General features: G+C 74.5%; 16 protein-coding genes, 1 tRNA gene and 2 pseudogenes. 12 read left to right on the top strand and 7 right to left on the bottom strand.

From position 1 onward, the window contains the following. Positions 1–149: 149 nt before the first annotated feature. On the bottom strand, positions 150–4,310 hold the full coding sequence (locus tag ACIQ87_RS35610; protein ID WP_402415262.1) for an ABC transporter transmembrane domain-containing protein: 4,161 nt from the start codon (positions 4,308–4,310) through the stop codon (positions 150–152). Positions 4,311–4,762: 452 nt separating this feature from the next. After that, positions 4,763–5,467, bottom strand: coding sequence for a TetR/AcrR family transcriptional regulator (locus tag ACIQ87_RS35605; protein WP_402415259.1), 705 nt, complete (start codon positions 5,465–5,467; stop codon positions 4,763–4,765). A gap of 132 nt (positions 5,468–5,599) precedes the next feature. On the opposite strand from ACIQ87_RS35605, the gene ACIQ87_RS35600 reads away from it, so the two are divergent. From ACIQ87_RS35600 to ACIQ87_RS35585, 4 genes are all read left to right on the top strand, one after another. Next, positions 5,600–7,312: a carboxyl transferase domain-containing protein gene (locus ACIQ87_RS35600; protein WP_402415257.1), complete on the top strand. Its 1,713-nt coding sequence runs from the start codon at positions 5,600–5,602 to the stop codon at positions 7,310–7,312. 144 nt (positions 7,313–7,456) lie between these two features. After that, a complete protein-coding gene (locus ACIQ87_RS35595) occupies positions 7,457–9,715 on the top strand; it encodes a biotin carboxylase N-terminal domain-containing protein (RefSeq protein WP_402415254.1) in 2,259 nt (752 codons plus the stop codon). After that, entirely contained in the window at positions 9,712–10,698 is a 987-nt protein-coding gene (locus tag ACIQ87_RS35590) for a hydroxymethylglutaryl-CoA lyase (protein ID WP_402415252.1), read from the top strand. The genes ACIQ87_RS35595 and ACIQ87_RS35590 overlap by 4 nt, the downstream gene beginning before the upstream one ends. Before the next feature lie 182 nt (positions 10,699–10,880). Then, positions 10,881–12,071, top strand: coding sequence for an acyl-CoA dehydrogenase family protein (locus ACIQ87_RS35585; RefSeq protein ID WP_392881310.1), 1,191 nt, complete (start codon positions 10,881–10,883; stop codon positions 12,069–12,071). Positions 12,072–12,237: 166 nt separating this feature from the next. On the opposite strand, the gene ACIQ87_RS35580 is transcribed toward ACIQ87_RS35585, so the two are convergent. Next, positions 12,238–12,714 carry a universal stress protein gene (locus ACIQ87_RS35580; protein WP_402415288.1) on the bottom strand — a complete coding sequence of 159 codons (477 nt, stop codon included), beginning with the start codon at positions 12,712–12,714 and terminating at the stop codon, positions 12,238–12,240. Positions 12,715–13,874: 1,160 nt separating this feature from the next. On the opposite strand from ACIQ87_RS35580, the gene ACIQ87_RS35575 reads away from it, so the two are divergent. Then, positions 13,875–14,960 carry an HAD family hydrolase gene (locus tag ACIQ87_RS35575; RefSeq protein ID WP_402415248.1) on the top strand — a complete coding sequence of 362 codons (1,086 nt, stop codon included), beginning with the start codon at positions 13,875–13,877 and terminating at the stop codon, positions 14,958–14,960. A gap of 204 nt (positions 14,961–15,164) precedes the next feature. Here the strand turns inward: ACIQ87_RS35575 and ACIQ87_RS35570 are convergent, their stop codons facing one another. Then, a complete protein-coding gene (locus ACIQ87_RS35570; RefSeq protein WP_402415245.1) occupies positions 15,165–15,980 on the bottom strand; it encodes a GNAT family N-acetyltransferase in 816 nt (271 codons plus the stop codon). 1,058 nt (positions 15,981–17,038) lie between these two features. Between ACIQ87_RS35570 and ACIQ87_RS35565 the strand changes: the two are divergent. The 6 genes and pseudogenes from ACIQ87_RS35565 to ACIQ87_RS35540 all read left to right on the top strand — a co-directional run. Beyond that, positions 17,039–18,044: pseudogene (locus ACIQ87_RS35565) on the top strand (helix-turn-helix domain-containing protein); the annotation flags it as partial. A gap of 880 nt (positions 18,045–18,924) precedes the next feature. Then, on the top strand, positions 18,925–19,527 hold the full coding sequence (gene orn, locus ACIQ87_RS35560) for an oligoribonuclease (RefSeq protein WP_402415242.1): 603 nt from the start codon (positions 18,925–18,927) through the stop codon (positions 19,525–19,527). A 233-nt stretch (positions 19,528–19,760) separates the two neighbouring features. Continuing rightward, positions 19,761–19,836: transfer RNA gene (locus ACIQ87_RS35555), tRNA-His, on the top strand. Between the two features lie 182 nt (positions 19,837–20,018). After that, positions 20,019–20,465, top strand: a complete 447-nt coding sequence (locus ACIQ87_RS35550; protein WP_402415239.1) for a DUF4442 domain-containing protein — start codon at positions 20,019–20,021, stop codon at positions 20,463–20,465. A gap of 110 nt (positions 20,466–20,575) precedes the next feature. Further along, entirely contained in the window at positions 20,576–21,484 is a 909-nt protein-coding gene (locus ACIQ87_RS35545) for a hypothetical protein (protein WP_402415238.1), read from the top strand. A 101-nt stretch (positions 21,485–21,585) separates the two neighbouring features. Further along, positions 21,586–21,921 (top strand): annotated as a pseudogene (locus ACIQ87_RS35540) (transposase); the annotation flags it as partial. 56 nt (positions 21,922–21,977) lie between these two features. On the opposite strand, the gene ACIQ87_RS35535 reads toward ACIQ87_RS35540, so the two are convergent. The 3 genes from ACIQ87_RS35535 to ACIQ87_RS35525 form a co-directional block, all read right to left on the bottom strand. Then, a complete protein-coding gene (locus tag ACIQ87_RS35535) occupies positions 21,978–22,436 on the bottom strand; it encodes a GNAT family N-acetyltransferase (protein ID WP_402415235.1) in 459 nt (152 codons plus the stop codon). 378 nt (positions 22,437–22,814) lie between these two features. After that, positions 22,815–23,720, bottom strand: a complete 906-nt coding sequence (locus tag ACIQ87_RS35530; protein WP_402415232.1) for a spermidine synthase — start codon at positions 23,718–23,720, stop codon at positions 22,815–22,817. A gap of 143 nt (positions 23,721–23,863) precedes the next feature. Continuing rightward, positions 23,864–24,379 (bottom strand): hypothetical protein, encoded by a 516-nt coding sequence (locus tag ACIQ87_RS35525; protein ID WP_402415231.1) that lies wholly within the window; start codon positions 24,377–24,379, stop codon positions 23,864–23,866. Between the two features lie 261 nt (positions 24,380–24,640). On the opposite strand from ACIQ87_RS35525, the gene ACIQ87_RS35520 reads away from it, so the two are divergent. Next, on the top strand, positions 24,641–26,263 hold the full coding sequence (locus ACIQ87_RS35520) for a tetratricopeptide repeat protein (protein WP_402415228.1): 1,623 nt from the start codon (positions 24,641–24,643) through the stop codon (positions 26,261–26,263). The last annotated feature ends 60 nt before the right edge of the window (positions 26,264–26,323 follow it).

Here is a 26,323-nt window from a genome sequence, read left to right as displayed (position 1 = left end):
TGTGAAGGCCCGCCAGGCGGCGTGCGGGTAGGGCGGCGCGGCCCCGGTGCGGGCGGCCCCGGGTGCGGAACGGGACCCGGGGGCACTGCGGCCCCCGGAGCGCAGCGGCCCCGGTCCCGGGAGCGCAGCGCTCCCGGGGCGCAGTGGCCCTACCTGACGGCGACGGTCTCGACCACCGGGTGGCCGTCGGCGATGAACGCCTGCCAGAGCCGGGAGTAGGTGCCGCCCCGGGCGAGCAGTTCGGTGTGCGTGCCGTCCTCGACCACCCGGCCGTGGTCCAGCACGACCACCCGGTCGGCGCGCTCGGCGGTGGTCAAACGGTGGGCGATGACCAGGGTGGTCCGGCCGCCGCTGAGCCGGTCGGCGGCCTGGTTGACCGCCGCCTCGGTGGCCAGGTCGAGCGCCGCGGTGGCCTCGTCGAGCAGCAGGATGTCCGGGTCGACCAGCTCGGCCCGGGCCAGCGCGATCAGCTGGCGCTGGCCCGCCGAGAGGTTCCGCCCGCGACCGGCCACCTCGTGGTCGTAGCCGCCCGAGAGCCGGACGATCATGTCGTGGGCACCGACCGCCCGGGCCGCCGCCTCCACCTCGGCCGCCGAGGCGTCCGGCCGGCCGTAGGCGATGGCCTCGCGGACCGTGCCCGCGAACAGGTACGCCTCCTGCGGCACCACGCCCAGGCGGTGGCGGTACTGCGCCAGGTCGTAGCGGGTGAGGTCGACCCCGTCCACCCGGACGGTGCCCTCCGTCGCGTCGTAGAACCGGGCGACCAGCTTCACCAGCGTCGACTTGCCGGCGCCGGTCTCACCGACCAGCGCCACCGTCTGCCCGGCCGGGATGTGCAGGTCCACCCCGCTCAGCACGGTCGGGGCGCGGTCCGCGCCGCCGTTGTAGGCGAAGCCGACGCCCTCGAAGGAGATCTCGCCGCGCAGGCCCTTGGTCACCGGGACCGGGTCGGCCGCCTCGGCGGTGGCGGTCGGGGTGCGCAGCAGCTCGCGGATGCGGCCGAGGCCCACCGAGGCCTGCTGGTACCCGTCGAACACCTGGGACAGCTGGTTGACCGGCGCGAAGAACAGGTCGATGTAGAGCAGGTACGCGACCAGCGCACCGACCGTCAGGGTCCCCGCGTCGACCCGGGCCGCGCCGACGATCAGCACCAGCGCGGCGGCCACGCTGGAGAGGAACTGGACGAACGGGAAGTACAGCGAGATGTAGAGCTGGGCCCGGACCCGGGCCTCGCGGTAGGCGATGCCTCGGGCCACGAAGCGGTCGGTGTTGGTGTCCAGGCGGCGGAAGGCCTGGACGATCCGCATGCCGGCCACGTTCTCCTGGAGGTCGGCGTTGACCGTGCTGATCAGGTCGCGGGACCGCTCGTACTGGTCCTTGGACTTCTTGCGGAACACCAGGGTGGCGATCACCAGCAGCGGCAGGACGGCGAAGACCACCAGAGCCAGGCCGGCGTCGATGATCAACAGGGCGGCGAAGATCCCGGCGAAGGTCAGCAGGCTGACCACGGCGGTGACCATGCCGGTCTGGAGGAAGGAGGTCAGCGAGTCCAGGTCGGTGGTCATCCGGGTCATGATCCGGCCGGTCAGCTCGCGCTCGTAGTAGTCCAGGCCGAGCCGGTTGAGGTGGGCGAAGATCTTGAGCCGGAGTGTGTAGAGGACGCGCTCGCCGGTGCGGCCACTGACCCGGTTCTCGGCGCCCTGCACCACCCAGTCCAGGAGGACCACGACGAGTGCGGCGAGCGCGGCCACCGCGACGCCGGACATCAGGCCCTTGCGGACGCCCTCGTCGATGCCGTGCCGGATCAGCACCGGCAGCACCAGTCCGGCCGCCGCGTCCAGGGCGACCAGCAGCAGGGCGATGAGCAGCGGGACGCGGAAGGGGCGCAGCAGGCGGCGCAGGGTGAAGTCGGGATCCCCGGCCTCGGCCTCGGCGCGGGGGACGGCCGGGGTGTCGGAGGCGGGCGGGAGGGCGGCGACCTTCTCCAGCAGGTCGGGGTCGGCGGTCCGGGCGGCCTTGGCCAGGGCCGGGGTGGGGAGCGCCGGGGTGAGGCGGGCGGGGGTCTCGGGAGCGGGGGTCGCGGAGGTGGGCCGAGGCCCGGTTCCGGAGGCGCCACCAGTGGGAGCGCCGTCGGTGGCCGGCTGACCGGCCGACTGACCGGCCGGCTGCCCCGGGGCTTCGTCGGGCGCCCGATCGGGTGTCTGCTCGGGTTCCTGTTCGAGGGTGGAATCGGAGGTGGAATCGGGCGTGGACTCGGGCATGGACTCGGGCATGGACTCGGGCATGGACCGCCGGGTGTCGCGACCGGCCTCGGGGTCGGTGATCAGGGCCCGGTACTGGGGACATCGGGCCTCGAGTTCCTCGTGCGTTCCGAGGTCCAGCAGCCGGCCGCGTTCCAGCACGGCGATCCGGTCCGCGAGCTGGAGGGTCGAACGGCGGTGGGCGATCAGCAGCGTGGTGCGGCCGGTCATCACCGAGCGCAGCGCGTCGTGGATCTCCGCCTCGATCTGCGGGTCCACCGCCGAGGTGGCGTCGTCCAGCAGCAGGATCCGGGGGTCGGTGAGGATCGCCCGGGCCAGTGCGATGCGCTGGCGCTGGCCGCCGGAGAGGGTCAGCCCCTGCTCGCCGACCTTGGTGTCGTAGCCGTCCGGCAGCGCGCGGACGAACTCGTCGGCCTGGGCGGCGCGGGCGGCGGCGACCACCTGCTCGTCCGTGGCGTCCGGGCGGCCGTAGGCGATGTTCGTGCGGACCGACTCGGAGAAGAGGAAGCTCTCCTCGGGGACGATGCCGACCGTCGCGCGGACCGAGTCCAGGGTGAGGTCGCGCAGGTCGTGGCCGTACAGGCGGACGGTGCCGGCGGCCGGGTCGTAGAAGCGGGGCACCAGTTGGGCCACCGTCGACTTGCCGGAACCGGAGGCGCCGACCAGCGCGAGGGTCTCGCCGGGGGCCAGCTTCAGGCTGAGGCCGTGCAGGACGGGAGAGGGGTGATCGGGGTCGTAGCGGAACTCGACCTGGTCGAACTCCAGGGCGACGTCGGGGGTCCGCGCACCGACGGTGGGGGTGCCGGAGGTGGCTCCGGCGGCGGTGCCGTGCGGGATCTCGCCGTGCGCGAGGTCCAGGGTGCGGGCGTCCGGGCGCTCCTGGACCAGCGGGCGCTCGTCGATCAGCTGCAGGACACGCTCGACACCGGCCCGGGCCTGCTGGCCGACGGTGATGACCATGGTCAGCATCCGCACCGGACCGGTCATCTGGGCGACATAGGTGGAGAAGGCGACGAAGGTGCCGAGCGTGACGCTCCCGTTCACGGCCAGCCAGCCGCCGAAGGCCAGGACGCCGACCTGGGCGAGCGCCGGGATCGCCTGCATCGCCGGGTTGTAGCGGGCGTTCAGCCGGATCGAACGGAGCCGGGCCGCGAAGAGGTTGCGGGAGGCCGCCTCCAGCTTGTCGAGCTCCTGCGCCTCCTGGCCGAAGCCCTTGACCACGCGGACGCCGCCGATCGCGCCGTCCACCACACCGGCGACGGCGGCCGCCTCCTGCTGGGCGGCCCAGGTGGAGGGGAAGAGGCGCTTGCGACTGAGTACCGAGACCCACCACAGTGCCGGGCCCATGACCAGGGCGATCAGGGTGAGCGGCGGGGACAGCCAGAGCATCACGGCCAGCGACATGACGAACATCAGCAGGTAGCCGGTCATCATCGGCAGCATCGAGAGCAGGCCGTTGACCAGTTGGAGGTCCGAGGTCGCGCGCCCGACCACCTGGCCGGTGTCCAACCGGTCCTGGCGGTGGCCGTCGAGCCGGCCGAGCGAGCGGAACAGGTCGCTGCGCAGGTCGTGCTGGACGTCGACCGCGAGCTGGCCGCCGTAGTAGCGGCGGACCTGGGTGCAGCCGAAGACCACGAGGGCGGCGAGCAGCAGCACCACCGCCCAGGGAGCCAGCGATCTGGTGTGGGCGACTATGACGTCGTCGATGATCAGCTTGGTGACCAGCGGCACCAGCGCGGTGACGGCCATGCCGAGGAGCGAGGCGCCGAAGGCGAGCAGCAGGCTGCGGCGGGAGCGCCAGCTGTAGCCGATCAGACGGCGCAGCCAGCCTGCCGACTCGGCGCCCTCGGCGGGCGTGGTGCTCCCGGCGGGCGCGGCGTTCTCGGTGCGCTCGGTCTTCTCGGTGCGCTCGGTGTTCTCGGTGTTCTCGGTGGACCCGGTGTTCTCGGCGCCGGCCTGCGGGCCGTCGACGGGGACCTCCGGGGTCGAGCCGGGGGCTGGGGGGCCGCTCGGGGATTGCTCCGCCGTGGATCCGTGAGTCTCAGGCATATTTAGAGATGCTAACCATTTCGTCGGGTGGCCGCCATGACGTTTCCGGCCCGGATGGGTTCGCGGCGGGCCGGGGCAGCCCGGATCGTCCGGTCCGGCGGACTGGCCAACAGCCCGCGGCCTGCGGTGATTCCCGATCGAACACCCGCCCGGCCCGCTCTCTCCCGGCCGCCTCCAGCATCGCCGACGTCCTTCGCGGCGCCCAGCGGCCAGGGGTGGGTGGACGCCGTCCTTTGGGACTAGGCCTCGGGACGGGCAGCCGTCGAGGCCCTCGCCGGCGAAACCTCTACTCCCCGACCATTCTCCGCCGAACCCTTCACCGCCCGGCCGTCCCCCTCCTGGCCGCCACCCGAAGGGCGCGGAGGCGCGGGCACGGAGGCGCGGGCACGACCGGGCGGGGCGCAGCCGGACCGGGGGCGGCCCGGGCGGGGGTGTTCCCTGGGGCGCGGGGCTCAGGTCCCCGCGGGCCCTGCAGCCTCCGTGGTCGCCGTGGCTGTCGCGGCGGCGGCCGACCCGTCAGCGGTGACGGCGGCCGACTCCGCCGCCGCCGCGAACGCGCCGTGGGCGAGGGTGTGGAGCAGGGCCGCCATGCCGTCGCGCTGGAGGGCGGTGCGCTCGCCCTGGTCGGGGTTGGAGCCGAGGCTGTGCGGGGTCGAGTTGATCAGGCCGAAGACGGCGTGCACGGCGGCCCGCGCCACCGGCTCGGCGACAGGGTCGGCCAGCGGCGGGTACGCCTGCCGGACCACCTCCACCCACAGCTCGACGTAGCCGCGCTGGAGCCGGCGGACGGTACGCCGGTCCTCCTCCTTGAGGTTCAGCAGCTCGCGGTCGTGGAGGGTGATCAGGTCGCGGTCGTCCAGGGCGAAGTCGACGTGGCCGCCGATCAGCGCGTCCAGCGTGGCGGCCGGGCCTTCGCCGCGGCCGGCCCGCCGGCGCCCCTCGTCCAGCAGGCGCTCGCTGATGCCGATCAGCAGGTCCGCGAGCATCGCGTCCTTGCCGGCGAAGTGGCGGTAGAGCCCGGGGCCGCTGATTCCGACCGCCTTGCCGATCTCGTCCACGCCCACGCCGAGGAAGCCCCGCGCGGCGAACAGCCTCGCGGCCTCCCGGCGGATCTGGTCACGGCGGCTGAGCGCGGAGGCGGCGGGGACGTTCGGCATACCGCCCATCGTAGACAGTCGGGTTATCGGCCGTTAACCTGGCTGCGCAAGTTAACGTTAATTAACGTGGCGATCACAGGCGGACCGCACCCGGCTGCCCACCTGGTGCCGAGGGCAAGGGAGCTCTTGGGAATGGTCATCTCAACCGCCGGCACAACCGCCGGCGTCCGGCTCAGCGCAGCGACCGGCACGGCGGCGACACCCGGTGCCGCGCCATCCGCGGCTGCCGCACCGGCGCCCCGGCTCGGCAGCTCCGCCGACCCGGGTTCCGAGGCCTACCGCGCCAACACCGAGGCGCACCGGGCCCTGGTCGCCGAGCTGCGCGCGAAGCTCGACGCGGCCGCCCTGGGCGGCGGTGCCAAGGCCCGCGCCCGGCACACCGCCCGCGGCAAGCTGCTGCCCCGCGACCGGGTGGACACCCTGCTCGACCCGGCCTCCCCCTTCCTGGAGCTGGCCCCGCTGGCCGCCGACGGGATGTACGACGGCGCGGCGCCCGCAGCCGGCGTGATCGCCGGCATCGGCCGGGTGGCCGGGCGCGAGGTGGTGGTGGTCGCCAACGACGCCACCGTCAAGGGCGGCACCTACTACCCGATGACGGTGAAGAAGCACCTGCGCGCCCAGGAGGTCGCGCTGGAGAACCGGCTGCCCTGCGTCTACCTGGTGGACTCCGGCGGCGCCTTCCTCCCGATGCAGGACGAGGTCTTCCCGGACCGCGACCACTTCGGCCGGATCTTCTACAACCAGGCCAGGCTCTCCGCCGCGGGCATCCCGCAGATCGCCGCCGTGCTCGGCTCGTGCACGGCCGGCGGCGCGTACGTCCCGGCGATGAGCGACCAGGCCGTGATCGTCCGCAACCAAGGCACGATCTTCCTGGGCGGCCCGCCGCTGGTGAAGGCCGCCACCGGCGAGGTGGTCACCGCCGAGGAACTGGGCGGTGGTGAGCTGCACTCCCGCACCTCGGGCGTGACGGACCACCTGGCCGAGGACGACGCCCATGCCCTCTCCATCGTCCGCACGATCGTCGCCGGGCTCGGCCCGCGCGAGGCCAAGCCGTGGCCGCTGACCCCGGTCGAGCCGCCGGCCGTCGACCCGGCGGGCCTGTACGGGGCCGTGCCGGTCGACCCGCGCACGCCCTACGACGTGCGCGAGGTGATCGCCCGTCTGGTGGACGGCAGCCGGTTCGCCGAGTTCAAGGCCGAGTACGGCTCGACCCTGGTCACCGGCTTCGCCCGGATCCACGGCCACCCGGTCGGCATCGTCGCCAACAACGGCGTGCTGTTCTCCGAGTCGGCCCTCAAGGGCGCCCACTTCATCGAGTTGTGCGACCAGCGCGGCATCCCCCTCCTCTTCCTCCAGAACATCACCGGGTTCATGGTCGGCCGGCAGTACGAGGCGGGTGGCATCGCCAAGCACGGCGCCAAGATGGTCAACGCCGTCGCCTGCACCCGTGTCCCGAAGCTGACCGTGGTGATCGGCGGCTCGTACGGAGCCGGCAACTACTCGATGTGCGGCCGGGCCTACTCACCTCGCTTCCTGTGGATGTGGCCGGGCGCCAAGATCTCCGTGATGGGCGGCGAGCAGGCGGCCTCCGTCCTCGCCACCGTCCGCCGCGACCAGCTGGAGGCGCACGGCGAGCAGTGGCCGACCGAGGCGGAGGAGGAGTTCAAGCGGCCCGTCCGCGAGCAGTACGAGCGCCAGGGCAACGCCTACTACGCCACCGCCCGGCTCTGGGACGACGGTGTGATCGACCCGATGGACACCCGCACCGTCGTCGGACTCGCGCTCACCGCCTGCGCCAACGCCCCGCTGGCGCCGCCCGCTCCGTACGGCGTCTTCCGCATGTGATCCGTCCTCGTGTCACCCCTGCGTCCGTGACGCCTCCCTTGCGGGTGTGACTCCCCGCGGCGCCGGCCCACCCGGGCCGGCGCCCCGACCACCCGACCGCCACCTCCTTCGTACGGCTCCCCTCGACCCGGAGGAACGCCTCCCATGTTCGACACAGTTCTGGTCGCCAACCGCGGCGAGATCGCCCTCCGGGTGATCCGCACCCTGCGGCGGCTCGGCGTCCGCTCGGTCGCCGTGTTCAGCGACGCGGACGCCGACGCGCCGCACGTCCGCGAGGCCGACGTCGCGGTCCGGCTCGGCCCGGCCGACCGCAGCGACAGCTCGGCGACCGAGACCTACCTGCGGACCGACCAGATCCTCGCCGCCGCCCGCCGCACCGGCGCCCAGGCCGTCCACCCCGGCTACGGCTTCCTCGCCGAGAACCCCGGCTTCGCCCGCGCCTGCGCCGACGCGGGCCTTGTCTTCATCGGACCACCTCCCGGCGCGGTCGAGCTGATGGGCGACAAGATCAACGCCAAGGAGGCCGTCCGGGCCGCCGGCGTACCGGTGGTCCCCGGCAGCCAGGCCACCGCGCCCACCGACGGGGAACTCGTCGCCGCCGCCGACGAGATCGGCTACCCGGTGCTGCTCAAGCCGTCCGCAGGCGGTGGCGGCAAGGGCATGCGCCTGGTGCGGGACAGCGCCGACCTGCCCACCGAGATCGCCGCTGCCCGCCGGGTCGCCCGCACCGCCTTCGGCGACGACACCCTGCTACTGGAGCGCTGGGTCGACCGGCCGCGCCACATCGAGGTGCAGGTGCTCGCCGACGCCCACGGCACCACCGTCCACCTCGGCGAGCGCGAGTGCAGCCTCCAGCGCCGCCACCAGAAACTGATCGAAGAGGCTCCCTCCGTTCTCCTCAATGCCGAGACCCGTGCCGCGATGGGCGCCGCGGCCGTCCGCGCCGCGGAGTCCTGCGGCTACACCGGCGCCGGCACCGTGGAGTTCATCGTCCCCGGCATCGACCCGGACGCCCCCGCCTCCGCCGCCGAGGGGGTGCGGGACTTCTTCTTCATGGAGATGAACACCCGTCTCCAGGTGGAACACCCCGTCACCGAGCTCGCCGTCGCGGTCGGCGCGGACGCCGACCGGCTCGACCTGGTCGAGTGGCAGGTGCGCGTCGCCGCCGGCGAAGCACTCACCTTCACCCAGTCCGACATCTCCTTCCTGGGCCACGCCATCGAGGCCCGCATCTGCGCCGAGGACCCGGAACGGGACTTCCTGCCCACCGGCGGCCGCATCCTCACCCTGGACGAGCCCCGGGGCGAGGGCATCCGCGTCGACTCCGGGGTGGCCCCCGGAACCGTCGTCACCAGCGCCTACGACCCCATGCTCGCCAAGGTCATCGCGTACGGGCCCGACCGCCCGACCGCGCTGCGCCGGCTCCGCGCGGCACTGGCCGACACCCGCATCCTGGGCGTCACCACCAACACCGGCTTCCTGCGCCGACTGCTCGCACACCCCGAGGTCGCCGCCGGCCGGCTGGACACCGGCCTGGTGGAGCGGACGGCCCAGGAGCAGCCGGCCCTGCTCACCGCGCCGTACTCCCCCGCGAACGCGGCCACCCCGGACGCGCCCGCGGCGGACGAACCGCCGTCGCCCGCTCACCTCCTCTACTACGCGGCCGCGCTGGCACGGCACCTGGAACTCACTCCGCCCGCCGATCCCGACGGCTGGACCGACCCGTTCTCCCTTCCCTCCGGCTGGCGCCTGGGCGGCACCCCCGCCTGGACCACCCACCGACTCCGTACCCCCGGCCAGGATCCGGTGTCGGTGCGCATCCGTTCGATCACTGCGGGCAACGTAGCCGATGCCACTGACAATTCCGGTGGGTCCGCCCGCGAACTGGAGCTCCGGCTCGACGAGGGCCCCACGCACCGCGCCCGCGCGGCCCTGGCCGGCGACCGGCTGCACCTGACCGTCGACGGCCTCCGGACCACGTTCTCGCTGGCCACCGACGCCACCCTCGGGCTCGCCGCCGGACCGGTGACCTGGCTCGGCGTCGAGGGCGACGCCTGGCCGCTGCACGCCTACGACCCGGTCGTCGAGAGCGCCGCCGGGGCCGGCGCGCACCACGGCGCCCTGACCGCCCCGATGCCCGGCACCGTCACCGTCGTCAAGACCACGATGGGCGAGACGGTCCGCAAGGGACAGCCCCTGCTCGTGCTGGAGGCCATGAAGATGGAACACGTGATCGCCGCACCGCACGACGGCGTGGTGGCCGAACTGCGGGCTTCCGCCGGCGCCACCGTCGCGATGGAGGACCTGCTGGTCGTGGTCACCCCGGCCGAGGACGCGGTCGGCGAGGACGGCCCCGCCGTACCGGCCGCCGCGCCCGCCGAGCCCGTGGAGGTCCGGTCGTGACGACCCCCGCCCGCGAGCCCGACGCCCTCGACCTGGGCCTGCCCGACCCGGTCCGCGCCCCCGGCCTGCCCGAGGAGGTCCGGATCCACGAGGTCGGGCCGCGCGACGGCCTGCAGAACGAGAAGTCCCTGGTGCCGGTCGAGGTCAAGGCCGAGTTCATCGCCCGGCTCGCGGCCGCCGGGCTGCGGACCGTCGAGGCCACCAGCTTCGTTCACCCGAAATGGGTGCCGCAGCTGGCCGACGCCGAGGAGCTGGTCCCCCTGCTCGCCGGCCTGCCGGAGCGTCACCCCGGCCTGCGGCTGCCGGTGCTGGTGCCCAACGAGCGCGGTCTGGACCGCGCGCTCGCCCACCACACCACCGACGTCGCGGTGTTCGCCAGCGCCACCGAGACCTTCGCCCGCCGCAACCTCAACCGCTCGGCGGACGAGGCCATGGAGATGTTCCGCCCGGTCGTGGCCCGGGCCACCGAGGCCGGGGTCACGGTCCGCGGCTACCTCTCGATGTGCTTCGGCGACCCGTGGGAGGGCCCCGTCCCGGTCGAGCAGGTGGTCCGCTACGGCGTGCAGCTGCTGGAGCTGGGCTGCGCGGAGCTGAGCCTCGGCGACACCATCGGGGTGGCCACCCCGGGCCAGGTCACCGCCCTGCTGGCGGGCTTCGCGCGGGCCGGAGTCCCGGTCGAGCGGCTCGCCGTGCACTTCCACGACACCTACGGCCAGGCACTCAGCAACACCCTGGCGGCGCTGCGCGAGGGCGTCACCACGGTGGACGCCTCGGCGGGCGGCCTGGGCGGCTGCCCGTACGCGAAGAGCGCCACCGGCAACCTGGCCACCGAGGACCTGGTCTGGATGCTGCACGGGCTCGGCGTCCGGACCGGCGTCGACCTGCGCTCCCTCGTCGCGACCAGCGGCTGGATGGCCGAGCGCCTCGGCCGCCCGAGCCCGTCCCGCACCGTCCAGGCGCTGCTCGGCTCCTCCGGGGGCTGACCCGCCCGCTCCCTCCCCGGCGCCGGCCGGCCGCCCGCACCGTCCGGCCGGCGCCGCGCACCACCCCGCACCGCTTGAGACCAACACCTCAGTCACACCGTGCTTCCGTCATACCGTCCGACGGACGCCGGTCATCCCGCTCACGTCCGCGGCCGACCCGGCCGGGCGCCAGGAGGATCACCATGCTCGACCACAGGCTCAGCAGCGAGTACGAGGAACTGCGGCGCACCGTCGCCGAGTTCGCCCAGGACGTGGTGGCGCCGAAGATCGGCGGGTTCTACGAGCGGGAGGAGTTCCCGTACGAGATCGTCCGCGAGATGGGGCGGATGGGGCTCTTCGGCCTGCCCTTCCCGGAGGAGTACGGCGGCATGGGCGGCGACTACTTCGCCCTCGGCCTCGCCCTGGAGGAACTCGCCCGCGTCGACTCCTCGGTGGCGATCACCCTGGAGGCCGCCGTCTCGCTCGGCGCGATGCCGATCTACCGGTTCGGCACCGAGGAGCAGAAGCGCGAGTGGCTGCCCCGGCTGACCTCGGGCGAACTCCTCGGCGCCTTCGGCCTCACCGAGCCGGAGGGCGGTTCGGACGCGGGGGCCACCCGGACCACGGCGCGGTACGACGAGGCCACCGACGAGTGGGTCATCAACGGGACCAAGTGCTTCATCACCAACTCCGGCACCGACATCACCGGCCTCGTCACCGTCACCGCGCTCACCGAACCGATCGCTCGTTCGAGTGAAGAAGGCGAATTCCGCTCGCCTGTGCGGGAGATCTCCTCCATCATCGTGCCCACCGGGACCCCCGGCTTCCAGGTCTCGAAGAAGTACTCGAAGGTCGGGTGGAACGCATCCGACACCCGCGAACTGTCCTTTACCGACTGCCGCGTTCCCGCGGCCAACCTGCTGGGCGAGCGTGGCCGAGGCTACGCCCAGTTCCTGCGGATCCTCGACGAGGGCCGCATCGCGATCGCGGCCCTGGCCACCGGCCTGGCCCAGGGCTGCGTCGACGAGTCCGTGAAGTACGCCGGCGAGCGCCGGGCCTTCGGCCGGCCGATCGGCGCCAACCAGGCCATCCAGTTCAAGCTTGCCGACATGGAGCTGCGCGCCCACACCTCCCGCCTGGCCTGGCGGGACGCCGCTTCCCGGCTGCTGCACGGCGAACCGTTCAAGAAGGAGGCCGCGATCGCGAAGCTGTACTCGTCCGAGGCCGCCGTCGACAACGCCCGTGAGGCGACCCAGATCCACGGCGGGTACGGCTTCATGAACGAATTCCCGGTCGCCCGGTTCTGGCGCGACTGCAAGATCCTGGAGATCGGGGAGGGCACGTCCGAAGTCCAGCGCATGCTCATCGCCCGGGAGCTCGGCATCGGTTCGTGACGACCACGTCCTGATGGTCGCCTCCTGAGCCGCGCCGCGTCACACCCACCGGGCCGGCACACCAGTCAACGCGCTGCTCCCCGATGAGAGTTGGGGACCAGCGAGACCAGGAGGCATCAGGAGGAGACCTCACGGAGGCTTCGGGAGAAGCCATGGGCACAAGGCCTCAGGGGATCACGATCACCGGACGGTTGGCCCGCCGCGCCAGCCGCCCGGAGACCGAGCCGAAGATCTTGCCGAGCAGGCCGTGCGTCGTGCCGACGACGATCGCGTCGGCGGCGTACTCACGGCCGACCTCCTCGATCTCGTGGCAGATGTCCCCTCCGCGCTCGACCAGGATCCACGGCACGCCGGTGAGGAAGTCCGCGCAGGCGAGCTCCAGACCCAGGACCTCCGTCCGGTGGTCGGGGAGGTCGACGAAGACGGGCGGCTCGCAGCCTGCCCAGACCGTGGCGGGCAGGCGGTTGGCGACGTGCACGATCACCAGGCCGCACTGCGAGCGGCGCGCCATGCCGACGGCGTAGGCGAGGGCGCGTTCGCTCGACAGCGAGCCGTCGAAACCGACCACCACGCCGTGCTGGAACACCGGGTCGAGGGACGGCGCCGGGGCGTCCTGCCCGGTCGGCTCGGCGTGCCCGCCCAGCGGGCCGGTCGCGCCGGAGGCCGTTTCCGGGCGCTCGGCGCCCGGGCCCAGGCGGCCCGTCACCGGAGCCCCCGCGGGGTCGGCCGGGTGCTCGCCACGCCGCTGGCGGGGCCCTGGGCGGTCGCGCCGGGCCAGGCTGCCCCGACGGGCGAGGCCGCGCAGAGCGCGAGCGAAGCCCGGAGCGCCGTCGCGGCCGTCGCGGCCAGGGTCGGGGCCAGGGTCGGGGCCGGAGCCGGGCTCTCCTGGCGCCGCAGACTGTGCCGCGTCGGCCGCCCGGGCCACGCGGGCCGTTCCGGCTGCCTCGGCGCCTTCGGCGGCGTCGGGCCGCTCGCATGCCGTCCGTACGCCCGGGACACTCTCCAAAGCCTCTGCACGGGCCTCGGCCCGCCCGCCGGCATCGCTGTCGGCAGTGCCGTCGGCGTGGTCGCTCCGGTCGCTGCGATCGCTGTCGTCACCGCGGTCGCCGCCGGGGCCTTCACCACGGTGCTCGCGCCGGTGTTCACGGTGGTCGTCACTGCACCGGCCGGCAGGAACCTCGGCCCGCCCGTCGGAGCGATCGGAACGATCGGAGGCAGGACCGCCTTCCGGGCCCGCACTGCGGGACGTGTCCGGTTCAACCGGTCGGGGAGGCTCAAAACCAGCCATGGCTCACGGCTCTTCGATGGAGAGGGGCCGACAGGAGAGGAGAACAACGCTGCCCGGGCAGCAGGCCCGCCCACGGGATGACGTCGGTCTGCGCCGCGCAGCACCGTATGTGACCTGTTCCTTTCAGAGTACGACGGGCCTGGGGCCCCGCCCAGCGAGGAAGCCACCGAGCGACGTTGTTCCCGCGAAAGGGGGATGCGCCCGCCCTGGCGGTGCGCCCCGTCCACGGGCGATCGCGCCCCCTCCGGAAAGGAGGTTCCCAGGAGCTTGACGGACCGGACCGGACGGCGCAACAGCCCCACGGGACACCGTGACCGGACTGTCATGGATCGGCGACGATCCGTTGCCACCGGTCGCGAACCGTGACGTCCGACCTGCCCCAACAGGCCCACCCGCCATGTGCGCCACCGCCCGCCACGGAGGTGCGGAGGCCGTTTCAGCCACTCCGTACGGCTTCGGGACGCCGTCTGGCATTTGCCACGTGCATAGGCACGGCCGCTGGCACCATGCTTGGCATGCCCCTGCTCCTGTTCGACCTCGACAACACCCTGCTGCCTCGGGACGCCGCCTACCGGGCCTGGGCAGAGGACTTCCTGTCCGAACACGGCCTCCCCCCGGGCGACCTCGACTGGTTCGTCACCCTCGACGGGGGCGGTTACGTTCCGCGCAGCACCGTACTGTCGGCGGTTCGGCGCCGCTACGGGCTGGACGTCACCGCCGACTTCCTGATTGCCCACTATCGACGCGGCATCAACTCCCACATCCACTGCCCACCCCGGCACATCGAGGCACTGCGGGCCGCCCGGGCGGCCGGGTGGACGCTCGGGATCGTCAGCAACGGCGGCACCCGGCCGCAGTTGGAGAAGATCCGGCGGACCGGGCTGGGCCCGCTGGTCGACGGCTGGGTCATCTCGGAGGAGGCCGACTGCGTCAAACCGGACCCGCTGATCTTCGAGATGGCCGCCCAGCGGTGCGGCATCGCCCCCACCGGTGACTGGGCCGAGCACACCTGGATGATCGGGGACCACGCGCCCGCCGACATCGCCGGCGCCGAACTGACCGGGCTGCGCAGCGTCTGGCTGCACCACGGTCGGCCGTGGGCGGAGAGCGGCTACCGGCCGACGCTGAAGGCGGCCGGCCTGCCGGAGGCCGTCGGCCAGGTCCTCGCCGCACGGAACGCGCCCTCGCCCCGGCCGGACGTCCACTCCGACCGGCGGCTCCGGAAGGCCGCGGCGGGAGTGCCGGTGCGCGCGACGGCGTCGGTCGGCGCGCGGTCCGGCGCACGTTCCCCGCTGGCCGCCCCGGAGGGCCCGAGCACATCCGTTCCCGCAACAACCGGGACCCTCGGCGAACCCGTCTCCGCGGGCCGACCCGGTGTCCGAAACCGATCCGGCGGGTTTGCCGTGATCGCCGAAGCCGGCCCCGGCTCCGGGGCGGGCTCCGGAACGAGGGCGGGCGGCGGCCCCGGTCCGGCCCCGGGCGGCCTCCGCCCCGCACCCACAACGGCAGCCGCGCCGGCCACCGCCCCGGCCGTCGTGGCGACCACGGTCGTGGCCGCGGCCACGACCGCTCCCCCTGCCGCCATGGCGGCCGGCCAGTAGCGCCCCTGTCCCACCCCCTCCACACCCCTACCGGCGCCCACCGCCCGCCGCTCACCGCGGTCCGGCTCCGGGCAGACCTACTGCACCGCGAGCACTCCGGCCCCGTGCCGCCGCCACCCCACGCGGCCACCGACCCCCAGCCACCACCCGCCGGCAGTCAGCCGTCCGCCCGCCCCACCGGCATCGACTCCCCGCCGGCCCCCGCTACCCCACCGCCCCCACCGCCCCCACCGACGTACGGGTCCACCAACAGGTACGGGCCACCTCGACGAAACCGAGCTTGCGGTAGAGCGGTTCGCCGAGCGAGGTGGCGACCAGAGTGGCCGGACGGTCCGGGTGCGCATGGGCCAGGGCGGTCTGGAGAACGGCGCGGGCCGCCCCCCGGCCGCGCCGGTCGGGCAGCGTGGCGACCCAGTACACGCCGGTGGCCCGGCCGTCGTCGTAGGTGAGGCAGGTGCCCGCCACCGCGCCGTCGACGCGACCCAGCCAGCCCCGCCAGCCGGGCACGTCCAGCAGCCGTTCCGGGAGTGCTTCGCCCCGGACCCAGGGCTGTCGGGCGGGCAGCGGGAAGCCTTCCACGATCGTCCGCTCGACCATGGCGAAGCTGTCGCCCTCCCGCGCCTCATCGACCGTCAGGACGCCGCCCCCGTGCGCCTCCGAGACCGCGGGCAGGGCGGTGGTCGCGCCCTCGACCGGCCCCGGGCCCCGGACCATCACCGGCATGATCGGCATCCTCGTGGCCCCGAGGCCGGAGAGGTCGAGCCCGCCGTACGGGTCCTCCACGGTGCAGCGTATGGTCGACCACTCGGCCATCAGGTCCGCCAACTCCTGTTCCAGGACGGCCGGTTCCTCGTAGGGGCGGGTCACCACGATGCGGTGCGCGTCGTCCGGGGTCCGGGCGCACCGGACGGCGGTCAGCCCCGGGCGGGTGCGGGACCGCCAGCCGTGGACGCGGGCTTGGGCGAGCCAGAAGGCGGCGGCATTGTCGTTGGCCCGTTCGAGCCGGCTGCTGGTGTTCACGGCAGGACCGTAACGCGGCGGTCCGGTTCCCGGTTCTGCCGTACCGGGCTTGGCCGGATGAAGCCTGGGAGGCGCACGACTTCTCCCCGTGCGCCCCCTCGTGCACCGCCGATTTTCGGTCAATTTCGCGTCGCTCCCTCCCGCTTGGGCAAATCCGCAGCCCAGACCTGCCGACCGGGCGCACCGGACCCGGACGCCCCAGGAAGCGCCCCGCGACAACCAGCCACCGTTGCCCCGGCCCTCTTCCCAGAAAGGTCGACGGGTGCCACGCTTCGTGATCGAATGCATCACGCCAAATTGCCATGTCGACATAGCGTCGGATGGTGAACTTGTCACAACGGCAATGGTCCACCCGATAGATTTCGATCTTGGCGAGCAGTGCCGCACCACCCACACCACACCACCGAGGGGGCTTGAGCGCCTTGAGCAGGGTGAGCAGGAGCGACGCGGGTCCTGACAGCGGCCAGGCGGCAGCCGGCGGCGCGGGTCGGTCCGCGAGAAGCACCGGCACCGCCGCGATCGCCACCACCCGCACCTCCGGCACCCCGGGCGCCGCCTCGCACTCCTCGTACTCCGCGGTGCCCTCCCCCGGGGCGGGCGCGGGCGTCGGCCCCGGTGCGCCCCCGACCGCCTCCGACCACGGCACGGCGACGCCCTACGGCGGCCAGTCCCCCTACGGAGGCCAGCCGGCCTACGGCGGGCACCCGACCTTCGGCGGACAGCCCTTCGGCGGACAGTCCGTCAGTCGAGGCGCCGTCAACCCCGGGCAGCCCTACGGCGGCGAGCACCCGGGCCATTCCAGCCACCCCGGGCACCCGGGGCACGCCACCCATCCCGGCCACCCCGGTCATTCCGGCCACCCGGGCTACGGCGGACACCTCGCCCACCCCGGTCATTCCGGCCACCCCGGCTACGGCGGCGCCCCGGGCCCGAACGGCTCCCCCGCCTCCGGGCCGGGCGGCGGCCCGCTCGGCGGCCTCGCGCTCGGCTCCGGCACGGTCCACGGCCACGGCCCGCTGGGCCACGGCGGGCCCGGCGCGAACGGCTCCCCGACCCCGGTGACGTCCTCCGCACCGCGCAAGCTGTCCGGCCGGCGCCGCCGGGAGACCGTCGCGGTGCTGATCTTCGGCGGCGCCCCGATCTTCGAGAGCTCCATCCCGCTCTCCGTGTTCGGCGTGGACCGCCAGGACGCCGGGGTGCCCCGCTACCGCCTGCTGGTCTGCGCCGGGGAGGACGGCCCGCTGGCCACCACCGGCGGCCTGACCCTCTCCGCGCCGTACGGCCTGGAGGCGCTCGCCCGGGCCGGCACGATCGTCGTACCGGCCTGGCGCTCGATCTCCCAGCCCCCGCCGGTCGAGGCGATCACCGCCCTGCGCAAGGCCCACCACGAGGGCGCCCGGATCATCGGGCTCTGCACCGGCGCCTTCGTCCTGGCCGCCGCCGGCCTGCTCGACGGCCGCCCGGCGACCACCCACTGGATGTACGCGCCGACGCTCGCCAAGCGCTACCCGCGGGTCCACGTCGACCCGCGCGAGCTGTTCGTCGACGACGGCGACGTGCTCACCTCGGCCGGCACCGCCGCTGGCATCGACCTGTGCCTGCACGTGGTGCGCAGCGACCACGGCGCCGAGGCGGCCAACGCGCTGGCCCGCCGCCTGGTGGTACCGAGCCGCCGCGGCGGCGGAGGACAGGCCCAGTACATCGATCAGTCTTTACCGGAGGAGATCGGCAACGACCCGCTGGCCGAGGTGGTCACCTGGGCGCTGGAGAACCTCAACCAGCAGTTCGACGTCGAGGTGCTGGCGGCTCGCGCGTACATGAGCCGGCGCACCTTCGACCGGCGGTTCCGCACGCTCACCGGCAGCGCGCCGCTGCAGTGGCTGATCACCCAGCGGGTGCTCCAGGCCCAGCGGCTGCTGGAGACCTCGGAACTGTCGGTGGACGACGTCGCGCGCCGTTGCGGGTTCCGTTCGCCGGTGGCGCTGCGCGGGCACTTCCGCCGCCAGCTCGGGGTCTCCCCGGCCGCGTACCGGACCAGCTACCGGGCCCGCCGTCCCGGCCAGCAGCCGCCCGCACCGAACGGTGCGCTCGGCGACCTGCGGCTGCCCGGAGCACTGCCGCACCCGGCGGGCGCGGTCGCGCCGGCGGGCGGGCCGATGTTCGGCGGGGCGCACGGCGTGCCGTCGGCACAGCCGTTCCCGACCGGTCCGGGGGTGCCGGCGCCGGTCGGCCCGCACGGGCAGCCGGTGCCGCACGGCCAGCACGGACAGCACGGTCAGCAGGTCGGACACGGCCAGCCGGGAGGACACGGACAGCCCGGCGGGTTCGGTCCGGGGCAGGTCGGGACGCCGACCGGCCAGGCCTTCCACGCCCGCGCCGGTCAGCCGTACCCGCACCAGCAGGCCGCGCAGCAGCCGCACCCCGGGCAGCAGGGTGCGACCGGGCGCGGTCCGCTGCGGCAGCCGGTGGTTCCGCCGCAGGCCGGGCCGGGGGCGGGGACCGGACGTCCGCCGCGCACCGCCGAGCACGCGGCGGCGGAGGACGGTCTCCCCCAGCCGGGGGTGCGCGGCCAGGGCCAGGGGCACCGGAGCGCGGCCGAGCGGCCCTCGGACGAACCGGGTGCGGCCGGGCGCGGTCACGGCGCGGCCACCGGACGGATGCCGGCCCCGGCCGGGCAGCCGGTCGCCGGCCAGGGTGACCTCCGCGGTCGTCAGGCCCGGGCTCCGCAGGTCCGCGGTCAGGTCGGCCGACCCGCGGCCGAGGGCGCCCGGGCGGCGCGCGAGGTCCGGACCGGGCGGGACGGCCACGCCGTCCGGACCGGCCGGGAGGGCGAGCACCCGGACGGGCTCGGCGCGCACGACGGGCCGGAGGAGCACCAGGCCGAGGCACCCCGCTCGGCTCCACCGGTCCCCGCGGCGCGTGATCGCGCCGTAGGGTGAGTTGTGTGAATGACCGTTTGGTATGGATCGACTGTGAAATGACCGGCCTCGACCTCGACCAGGACGCCCTGGTCGAGGTCGCGGTGCTGGTGACGGACTCCGAGCTGAACATCCTCGGCGAGGGCGTGGACGTCATCATCCGGCCGCCGGCGGAGGCGCTGGCGAACATGCCCGAGGTGGTGCGCGAGATGCACACCGCGTCCGGGCTGCTGGAGGAGCTGGAGCAGGGCGTGACCCTGGCCGAGGCCGAGGCGCGGGTGCTCGCCTACGTGCGCGAGCACGTGCCGGAGGCCGGGAAGACCCCGCTGTGCGGCAACTCGGTGGCCACCGACCGCGGCTTCCTGGCCCGGGACATGCCCGCCCTGGAGAAGCACCTGCACTACCGGATCGTGGACGTCTCCTCGATCAAGGAGCTGGCCCGCCGCTGGTACCCGAAGGCGTACTACAACAGCCCGCAGAAGGGCGGGAACCACCGGGCGCTCGCCGACATCCGGGAGAGCATCGACGAACTGCGGTACTACCGCGAGGCGGTGTTCGTCCCGCAGCCCGGCCCGGACGCCGACACCGCGCGGGCGATCGCCGGGAAGTACCAGACCCCGGCGAGCTGAGCCCCGGGCCGCCCGGCGGGGGTTCCGGCGGCAGCGCCCCGAAACTGCCCGGCGGCAGTGCCCGGACGTACCCGTCGGAACCCCGTCGGAATCCCGTCGGAACCCCTGCCGGAGGACCGGAGAGGGTGCCCGCGTTCGCCGGGACGAAACCCTGGCGCGAGCACCCTCTCGGATCCTGTAGAGTTCTTCCTGTCGGAACGGGAACGCGAGAGCGGGAACGGACCGGACAGATGGTGGGTGTAGCTCAGTTGGTAGAGCACCTGGTTGTGGTCCAGGTGGCCGCGGGTTCGAGTCCCGTCACTCACCCCAGAGCCTGAGGGGCCGATCTCTTCAAGAGATCGGCCCCTCAGGCGTTTTCGCGCTCCCTCAGCTGTGCACGGCCTCAGTTGCCCGCCCTCCCAGCCGGATGTGCGCTCCCTCACACGCACCCGGCCGGTCGGCTTCGGGTCGACCCCTGCCACCGGAAGCTACTGGCTAGTAACATCAATGCCATGACCACACCCATGATCGGCAAGATGCTCGACGACACCGTGCCGATGGCGCACACCCTCAAGCTGGAGTACCTGGAGACCACCCCGGAGCGCGCCGTCCTCCGGCTCCCGGACCAGCCCGCGTACCACAACCACGTCGGCGGCCCGCACGCCGGCGCGATGTTCACGCTCGCCGAGTCCGCCAGTGGCTGCATCGTGCTCGCCGCCTTCGGCGACCAGCTGTCCCGGGCCGTGCCGCTCGCCGTCAACGCCGAGATCGCGTACAAGAAGCTCGCCATGGGCGACGTCACCGCCACCGCCGTGCTCGGCCGCCCGGCCGCCGAGGTCGTCGCCGAGCTGGACGCCGGCGGCCGCCCCGAGTTCCCGGTCACCGTCGAGATCACCCGCGCCGACGGCGCCGTCACCGGCGTGATGACGGTCACCTGGACCCTGCGCCCCAACTCCTGACCGCCGCGCGGTCGGTGGCCCCGGGAACGCCGGCCCCGGGGCCACCCGTGCGATGACTGTCCGTGACGGCGGGCGTGACCTCACCGCCCACCGGCTCGTTCTCGATTCACGTGCGAGCCAATCACGCGACCAAGCCCCAGGAACCCGCCCCCGGCGGCGTCGCCGGTGCCCGCCGCGGGATCGCCCGGTGGCTGCCCCGCCCCCGCGCCGTCGCGACCGCCGGGGCCCTGCTCGCGCAACTCTGGGGCTTCGGCGCCTCCGCGTACGCGGCCACCGTCGACCCGCTGCCGGACCCGGCCCGGTCCGCCGTCCGCCGCGCACCGCACGCCGCACCGGAACTCGACCGGCCGGCGCTCGACGGCCCCGCCCTCGACGGGCAGTCAGCCGAACGCCCCGTCGGGTCCGGCCCCTCGGCGGGCGCGCTGCCGGACCACTCCCCCGGGCCCACCGGGAGGCCGACCGGCGACGGCCCGGTCGAGGACCTCACCGGAATCACCGGAGCCACCGGGGCGGTCGGCGCCACCCTCCAGGAACGCATCCGGGCCGGCGGCCTGCCCCTACCCGGCCAGCGGGCGGCCGTCCCCGACGCCTTCGCGCTCGCCTCCGGCCTGCTCGACACCGACGCCGCCCGGGCCCGGCCCGACGGCCCCCGCGTCTCCCGCGAGGGCGGAGCCGCCGACCTGTCCGACCCGACCCGACGCCGCACCGACGCGGCCCTCCCCGCCCTTCCCGGGCAGCGCGAGGCCACGGCCGAGCCGCTGTTCCAGGAGGCGGTGGCCACCGCCGCCGACCGGACCGGCCCCACCGCCGAGCCGGACCGGACGGCGGACCTCACGGCTCCCACCGCACCGGGCCGCGGCGGCCCACCCGAGACGACGGCCGCCGTCGACACCGCCACGGCCGCCACCTCCGGCCACGGCTCCGCCACCGCGACCGCCGTCCTCGCCCCCATCGCCGCCGGACTGCTGCTCACCGGAGCGGCCATGTGCAAGCACCGCGGACTGCCCAGCGGACACTGAGCGCTCCCGGGCCCGCCGAGCGGCGGCGTCGCGACCCCGGGGACGATCGGCAGGGCAACCCTCGGGCGTTTCTCTTCGATGGACTGAGCCGTCGATCGGGCGTGGCTGTCCGGTCGGTGGTCAGCGATGCGCTGTGGGACCGGATCGAGCCGTTGATGCCGGCCGATCCGGTCCGTCGGCGGCGACGGGCGGAGCATCGCCGCCCGCCGGAAGCGATCGGGTGGAAGTACCGCACGTGCTCGCCGCGGCGGGGCCTGCCGGAGGAGTCGGGGTCGTTCCGGACCGCGCGCAAGCGGCTGCTGCGCTGGGCGGTCGACGGCACGGGGCGTCGGATCTTCGCGGCCGTGTCGGCCGAGCGGACGCCGACGACGACAGGCTGGACCGCCTCGGTGGACTCACCGCGTGCGGCCCACTGGTACGCCTCAGGTGCCCGCAAAGGGTGACGGCGGACGGGGCGGAGTCCGGCATCGGTCAAAAGGACAGGCCTTGGGCCCTAGGACGCTTCCAGGTCCAGGACCAGCAGCGGGAGTTCACGACCCGGGATCGAGCCGGACGGAACGCTGCCGATCCGGGTGGCGCCCATCGCCAGGTAGAACGGCTCGGCGTTCGGGTCGGAGTCGATGGTGAGCCGGCGCAGGCCGAGCGCCACGGCCAGGCCCCGAGCCCGCTCGAACAGCGCGCGGCCGACGCCACGGCCGATCCACTCGGGCTCGACGAAGAGCTGGTCCAGCGACCCGGTCGGCGGCGCGCCGGACAGCGAGACGAACCCCAGCACCTGCCCGTCGTCCTCGGCCACCACCGTGGCCGACCGCTCGATCACGTCGACGTCCACGGTCAGTTCCGACCGGCAGGCCGCCATGAAGGCCTCGTCGTAGCCCCAGTACGCCTTGGCCCGCAGCGCGATGCCGGTGAGCAGCGCGGCATCCTCCGGCCTGGCCGGTCTGAGCTCCATGACGCCCCCTCGGGTCGACGGCCGGACGGCAGCGCCATTGTCGGCCGCGATTCCGTCGTCCGCCAACGGTTTTACGGCGGACCGCCCGGCCGGCGGGCGGGGGGCGAGGGCGGACGAGGGCGGACGAGGGACCTCGCGAACCCCCGAGAGGCATGACGGCAGACGGCTCGCCCGGTGGAGCACCCGATGGGAAGCCCGGGTCGGCGTTTCCGGCCTGGGCGCCCCGCGGCCGGAGCGACGTCGGCCGCGGTCACCGGCAGGAAGGCCGGTACGGACGGGTGCCGGGAGCGGCGAACTCCGGCACCCGCCCACACCGGGCCCCGACCCCGGCCACACGAACACGGCGAGAACGGAACTCGGCGCCACCCCGGCGGGCCGTCAGCGGAACACACCCGGCGGCGGCTCCGGGGACGGGGCCGCCGTGGCGTCCGTCGCCGGGGTGGCGCCGGCCGCGAAGTCGGTGAGGGCGCGGCCGTGTTCGACGCGGGCATGGGCAGAGTCGGAGGCGGCGCGGCGGGTGAGGTCGGCGATCGGCAGCGGGGTGTGGGCGGCGGCCAGGATCAGGTTGCCGAAGCGCTTGCCGCGCAGCACGGCGGGGTCGGCGATCAGGCAGAGTTCGGGGAAGACCGCGGCGAGGGTGGCGACCTGGGAGCGGGCGAAGGGCAGGGCGCCGCCGTCGGCGATGTTGGCGGTGTACCAGCCGCCGGGGGCGAGGGCCCGGGCGGCGAGAGTGGTGAACTCGACGGTGGTGCAGTGGGCGGGGGTGCGGGCGCCGGAGAAGACGTCGGTGATCACCAGGTCGACGCTGCCCTCGGGGGTGCGTTCCAGGACGCTGCGGGCGTCCGCGCCGCGCACCTTGATCTGCCAGCCGCGCTCCAGGGGGAGTTCGGTGCGGACGAGTTCGGTGAGCGCGGTGTCGATCTCGGCGACCTGCTGGCGGGAGCGCGGCCGGGTCGCGGCGGTGTAGCGGGCGAGGGTGAGGGCGCCGCCGCCGAGGTGCAGCACGGTGAGCGGGCGGCCGGGCGGGGCGACCAGGTCGATCAGGTGGCCGAGCCGGCGCTGGTACTCGAAGCCGAGGTGGGTGGGGTCGGCGAGGTCGACCAGCGACTGCGGGGCGCCGTCGATCAGCAGCGACCAGGCGGCGGGGCGGTCGCGGTCGGGGCGCAGCTCGGCGAGACCTGAGCCGACGGGACGGCTGAGCGGGCCCTGGGCGTGGGTGCGCCCGCCCGGTCCGGTGGTGGCCGCCGGTTCACTGCCGCGGGCGGCTCTGTTGGTTCGTCCCATGCCGGCCATTATCGCCGCCGGAGTGGAACACCCACAGGTCAGGGGCGTGCCGCGGGGACCCGGCCGGAGGTCGGCGGGCCCGGCGGGATCCGCGCGACGCACCCGCTGGAAAGGGCCGTGACCGCCGGAACGGGCCGGGGCCGCTAGAACGGGCCGAGGCCGCCCGCGGTGAGTGTGCAGGCGGCCTCGCAGAGGGCGGAGCGCAGTACCCAGGCGTCGGTGGGGCGCGCGGTGCGGACGGCGCCGGAGGGTGGGATCACCCAGCGCGGGTCGGTGCCGGCGGGCACCAGCGCGCCCGCGGTACAGGAGCTGCCGGGCAGGTGCCAGGTCTCCCAGGTGCCGGCCGGGACGAGGAAGGAGACGGTGCTGCCGTTGCGGCTCTGCAGGACGGCTCCGCAGGCGCGGCGCAGTCTCAGGATGTCGACGGCCTCCAGGCCGTGCCGCAGGGCGACGGTCACGGTGTCGCAGGAGGTGACGAGGACGCCCTCGTCGGGGGCGGTGCGTTCGCGCCGGTGGCCACCGCGGGGGTTGCGGCCGCCCTCGACCGGTGCCCGGCCGGACATCCGGTCGTCGGCGGGTTCGGGGAGGAGGGCGGGGGACGCGCCGGCCAGTACTCCCCCGCGGACGGGTCGGCACTGCGGCAGTCCGGTGGCCATCATGGGCTCTCCTGTACCTCGTCGGGTCCTGAAGCGCAGCCGTTGGGAGGACCGCCGGGCTGGGACGGGCCGGGCGGCGGCATGGGCTTCTTCCTCGTACCAGGACAACGCGGTGGGCGCACCGCGGGCCACGGGGCGCATTACAGCAAGCCATGGCATTTCATGGCGGATATCCCGCAACATCGCCCTCTTTGACCTGGTTTGACGGCAGATGTCCTGCAAACCGAATGTGGCCGCTCGGTGACTCCGAGTACTCTCGGCGCCATGGCAGCCACCCCACCGGCCGAGCCGAACCGACCGACCCCCAACACCGTGATGCGTGCGCTGCGCGGCGACCGTTCACCCGGCGAGTTCGCCACGGCCGTCCGCAGGGCGGCCCGCGAGATCGGCGAGCACGTGTCCTGCGACGCCCGCTATGTCGGCCGGGTCGAGTCCGGTGAGATCCGCTGCCCCAACTACGCCTACGAGCGGGTGTTCCGGCACATGTGGCCGGACCGCACGCTCGCCGACCTCGGCTTCGCCTCCCGGACCTCCGTCCGCCGCCGCCCGGCGGACCGACCCGGCGGGCGGAGCGAACCGCCTCCGCTCCACCAGACGTTCCCGCCCCCGCCCGCCCCGCGCTCACCCCTCTCCACTCAACTCCCGTACGCTGCCTCGCCGTACGCGGATCCAGCCGCTCCGGAAGGGCCCTCGTGGCCGCGCCTCGGGACGGCGCCCCGGGGGCCCGATGGATCGCCCAATCTCGACGAGGAGAACGACGACGTGCGTCGCCGTACGTTCCTGGCCGGCGGCACCACCGCGCTGGCCTCCGTGATCGGCATCGACCGACCGGCCGCGGCCGCCGGCCTGCCGGCCGGTGCCGCCGGCGCCGCCGGTGCGCTCACCGGTCAAGGCGCCCTTCCCGGTGCGGAGTTCGCCGCACCGTCACTGTTCGGCGGCGAACCGCTGGTGCCCGGCCGGCCCGGGCCGGTGGCGACGATGCGCCGGGTCGGCGCCGCCGAGGTGCTCGGCGTCGAACAGGCCGTCCGGGAGATCCGGCTGGCCGACGACGCGCACGGCGCCGACGCCCTGTACGAGCTCGCCGGGCAGTCGCTGCGCAACGCGTACGTGCTGCTCAACGAGTGCGAGTACACCGAGGAGACGGAGCGCCGCCTGCAGGCAGGGGCGGGCGAACTCGCCATCTCCGTCGGCTGGTTGGCCCATGACTCGAACCGGCTCGCGGACGCCCGCTCGTTCTACTCCGAGGCGCTCGCCACCGCCCGGATGGCCGGGGACTCCGCCCTGGAGGCGCACGTCTTCTGCAACAGCGCCTTCCTGGCCCGGGACGCGGGCCGGCCGCGCGAGGCGCTGCGCGCCGCCCAGGCCGGGCAGGCCGCCGCCCGAAACCTGGGCTCCGAACGGCTGCTCGCCCTGCTGACCATGCGCGAGGCCGGCGCCTGGGCGCTGCTCCAGGACCGCGGCTCCTGCGAGCGAGCGCTGGGCCGGGCGTACGCGCTGTTCGACCGGGGCCCCGCCGAGCGGGACCCGGAGTGGATGTCCTTCTTCGGCGAGGCCGAGATCGCCGGCCTCCAGTCGCAGTGCTGGTCGGCGCTCGGCGACTGGGACCGGGCCAGCGAGCAGGCGGGGCTGGCGATAACGCTCCAGAAGCCGCACTTCGTCCGCAACCGGGTGCTGTACACCGCCGAGCTGGCCCACGACCGGCTCGGCCGCGGGGACCTGGTGGGCGCGGCGCACCACGGCTCGGCCGCCGTCGCACTGTTCGGCGCCGTCCGCTCGGCCCGGATCCGGAGCATGCTCGCGGACACCGCCGGACGACTGCGCCCGCACGTCGCCGTGCCCGAGGTGCGCGGCTTCCTGACCGACTACGACCGGGCGGCGGCCGCCTAAGGCACGGCCCGCAGGCCCGGGGCGGGGCGCCGGGGTCGGTGGACGGCCCGGAGCCGCCCG

Origin of the sequence: Kitasatospora sp. NPDC096204 (genome assembly GCF_044763205.1) — a bacterium.
Classification (GTDB): domain Bacteria; phylum Actinomycetota; class Actinomycetes; order Streptomycetales; family Streptomycetaceae; genus Kitasatospora.
The sequence above is the reverse complement of the archived record's forward strand: the minus strand, read 5'-3'. Positions and strand labels throughout refer to the sequence as shown.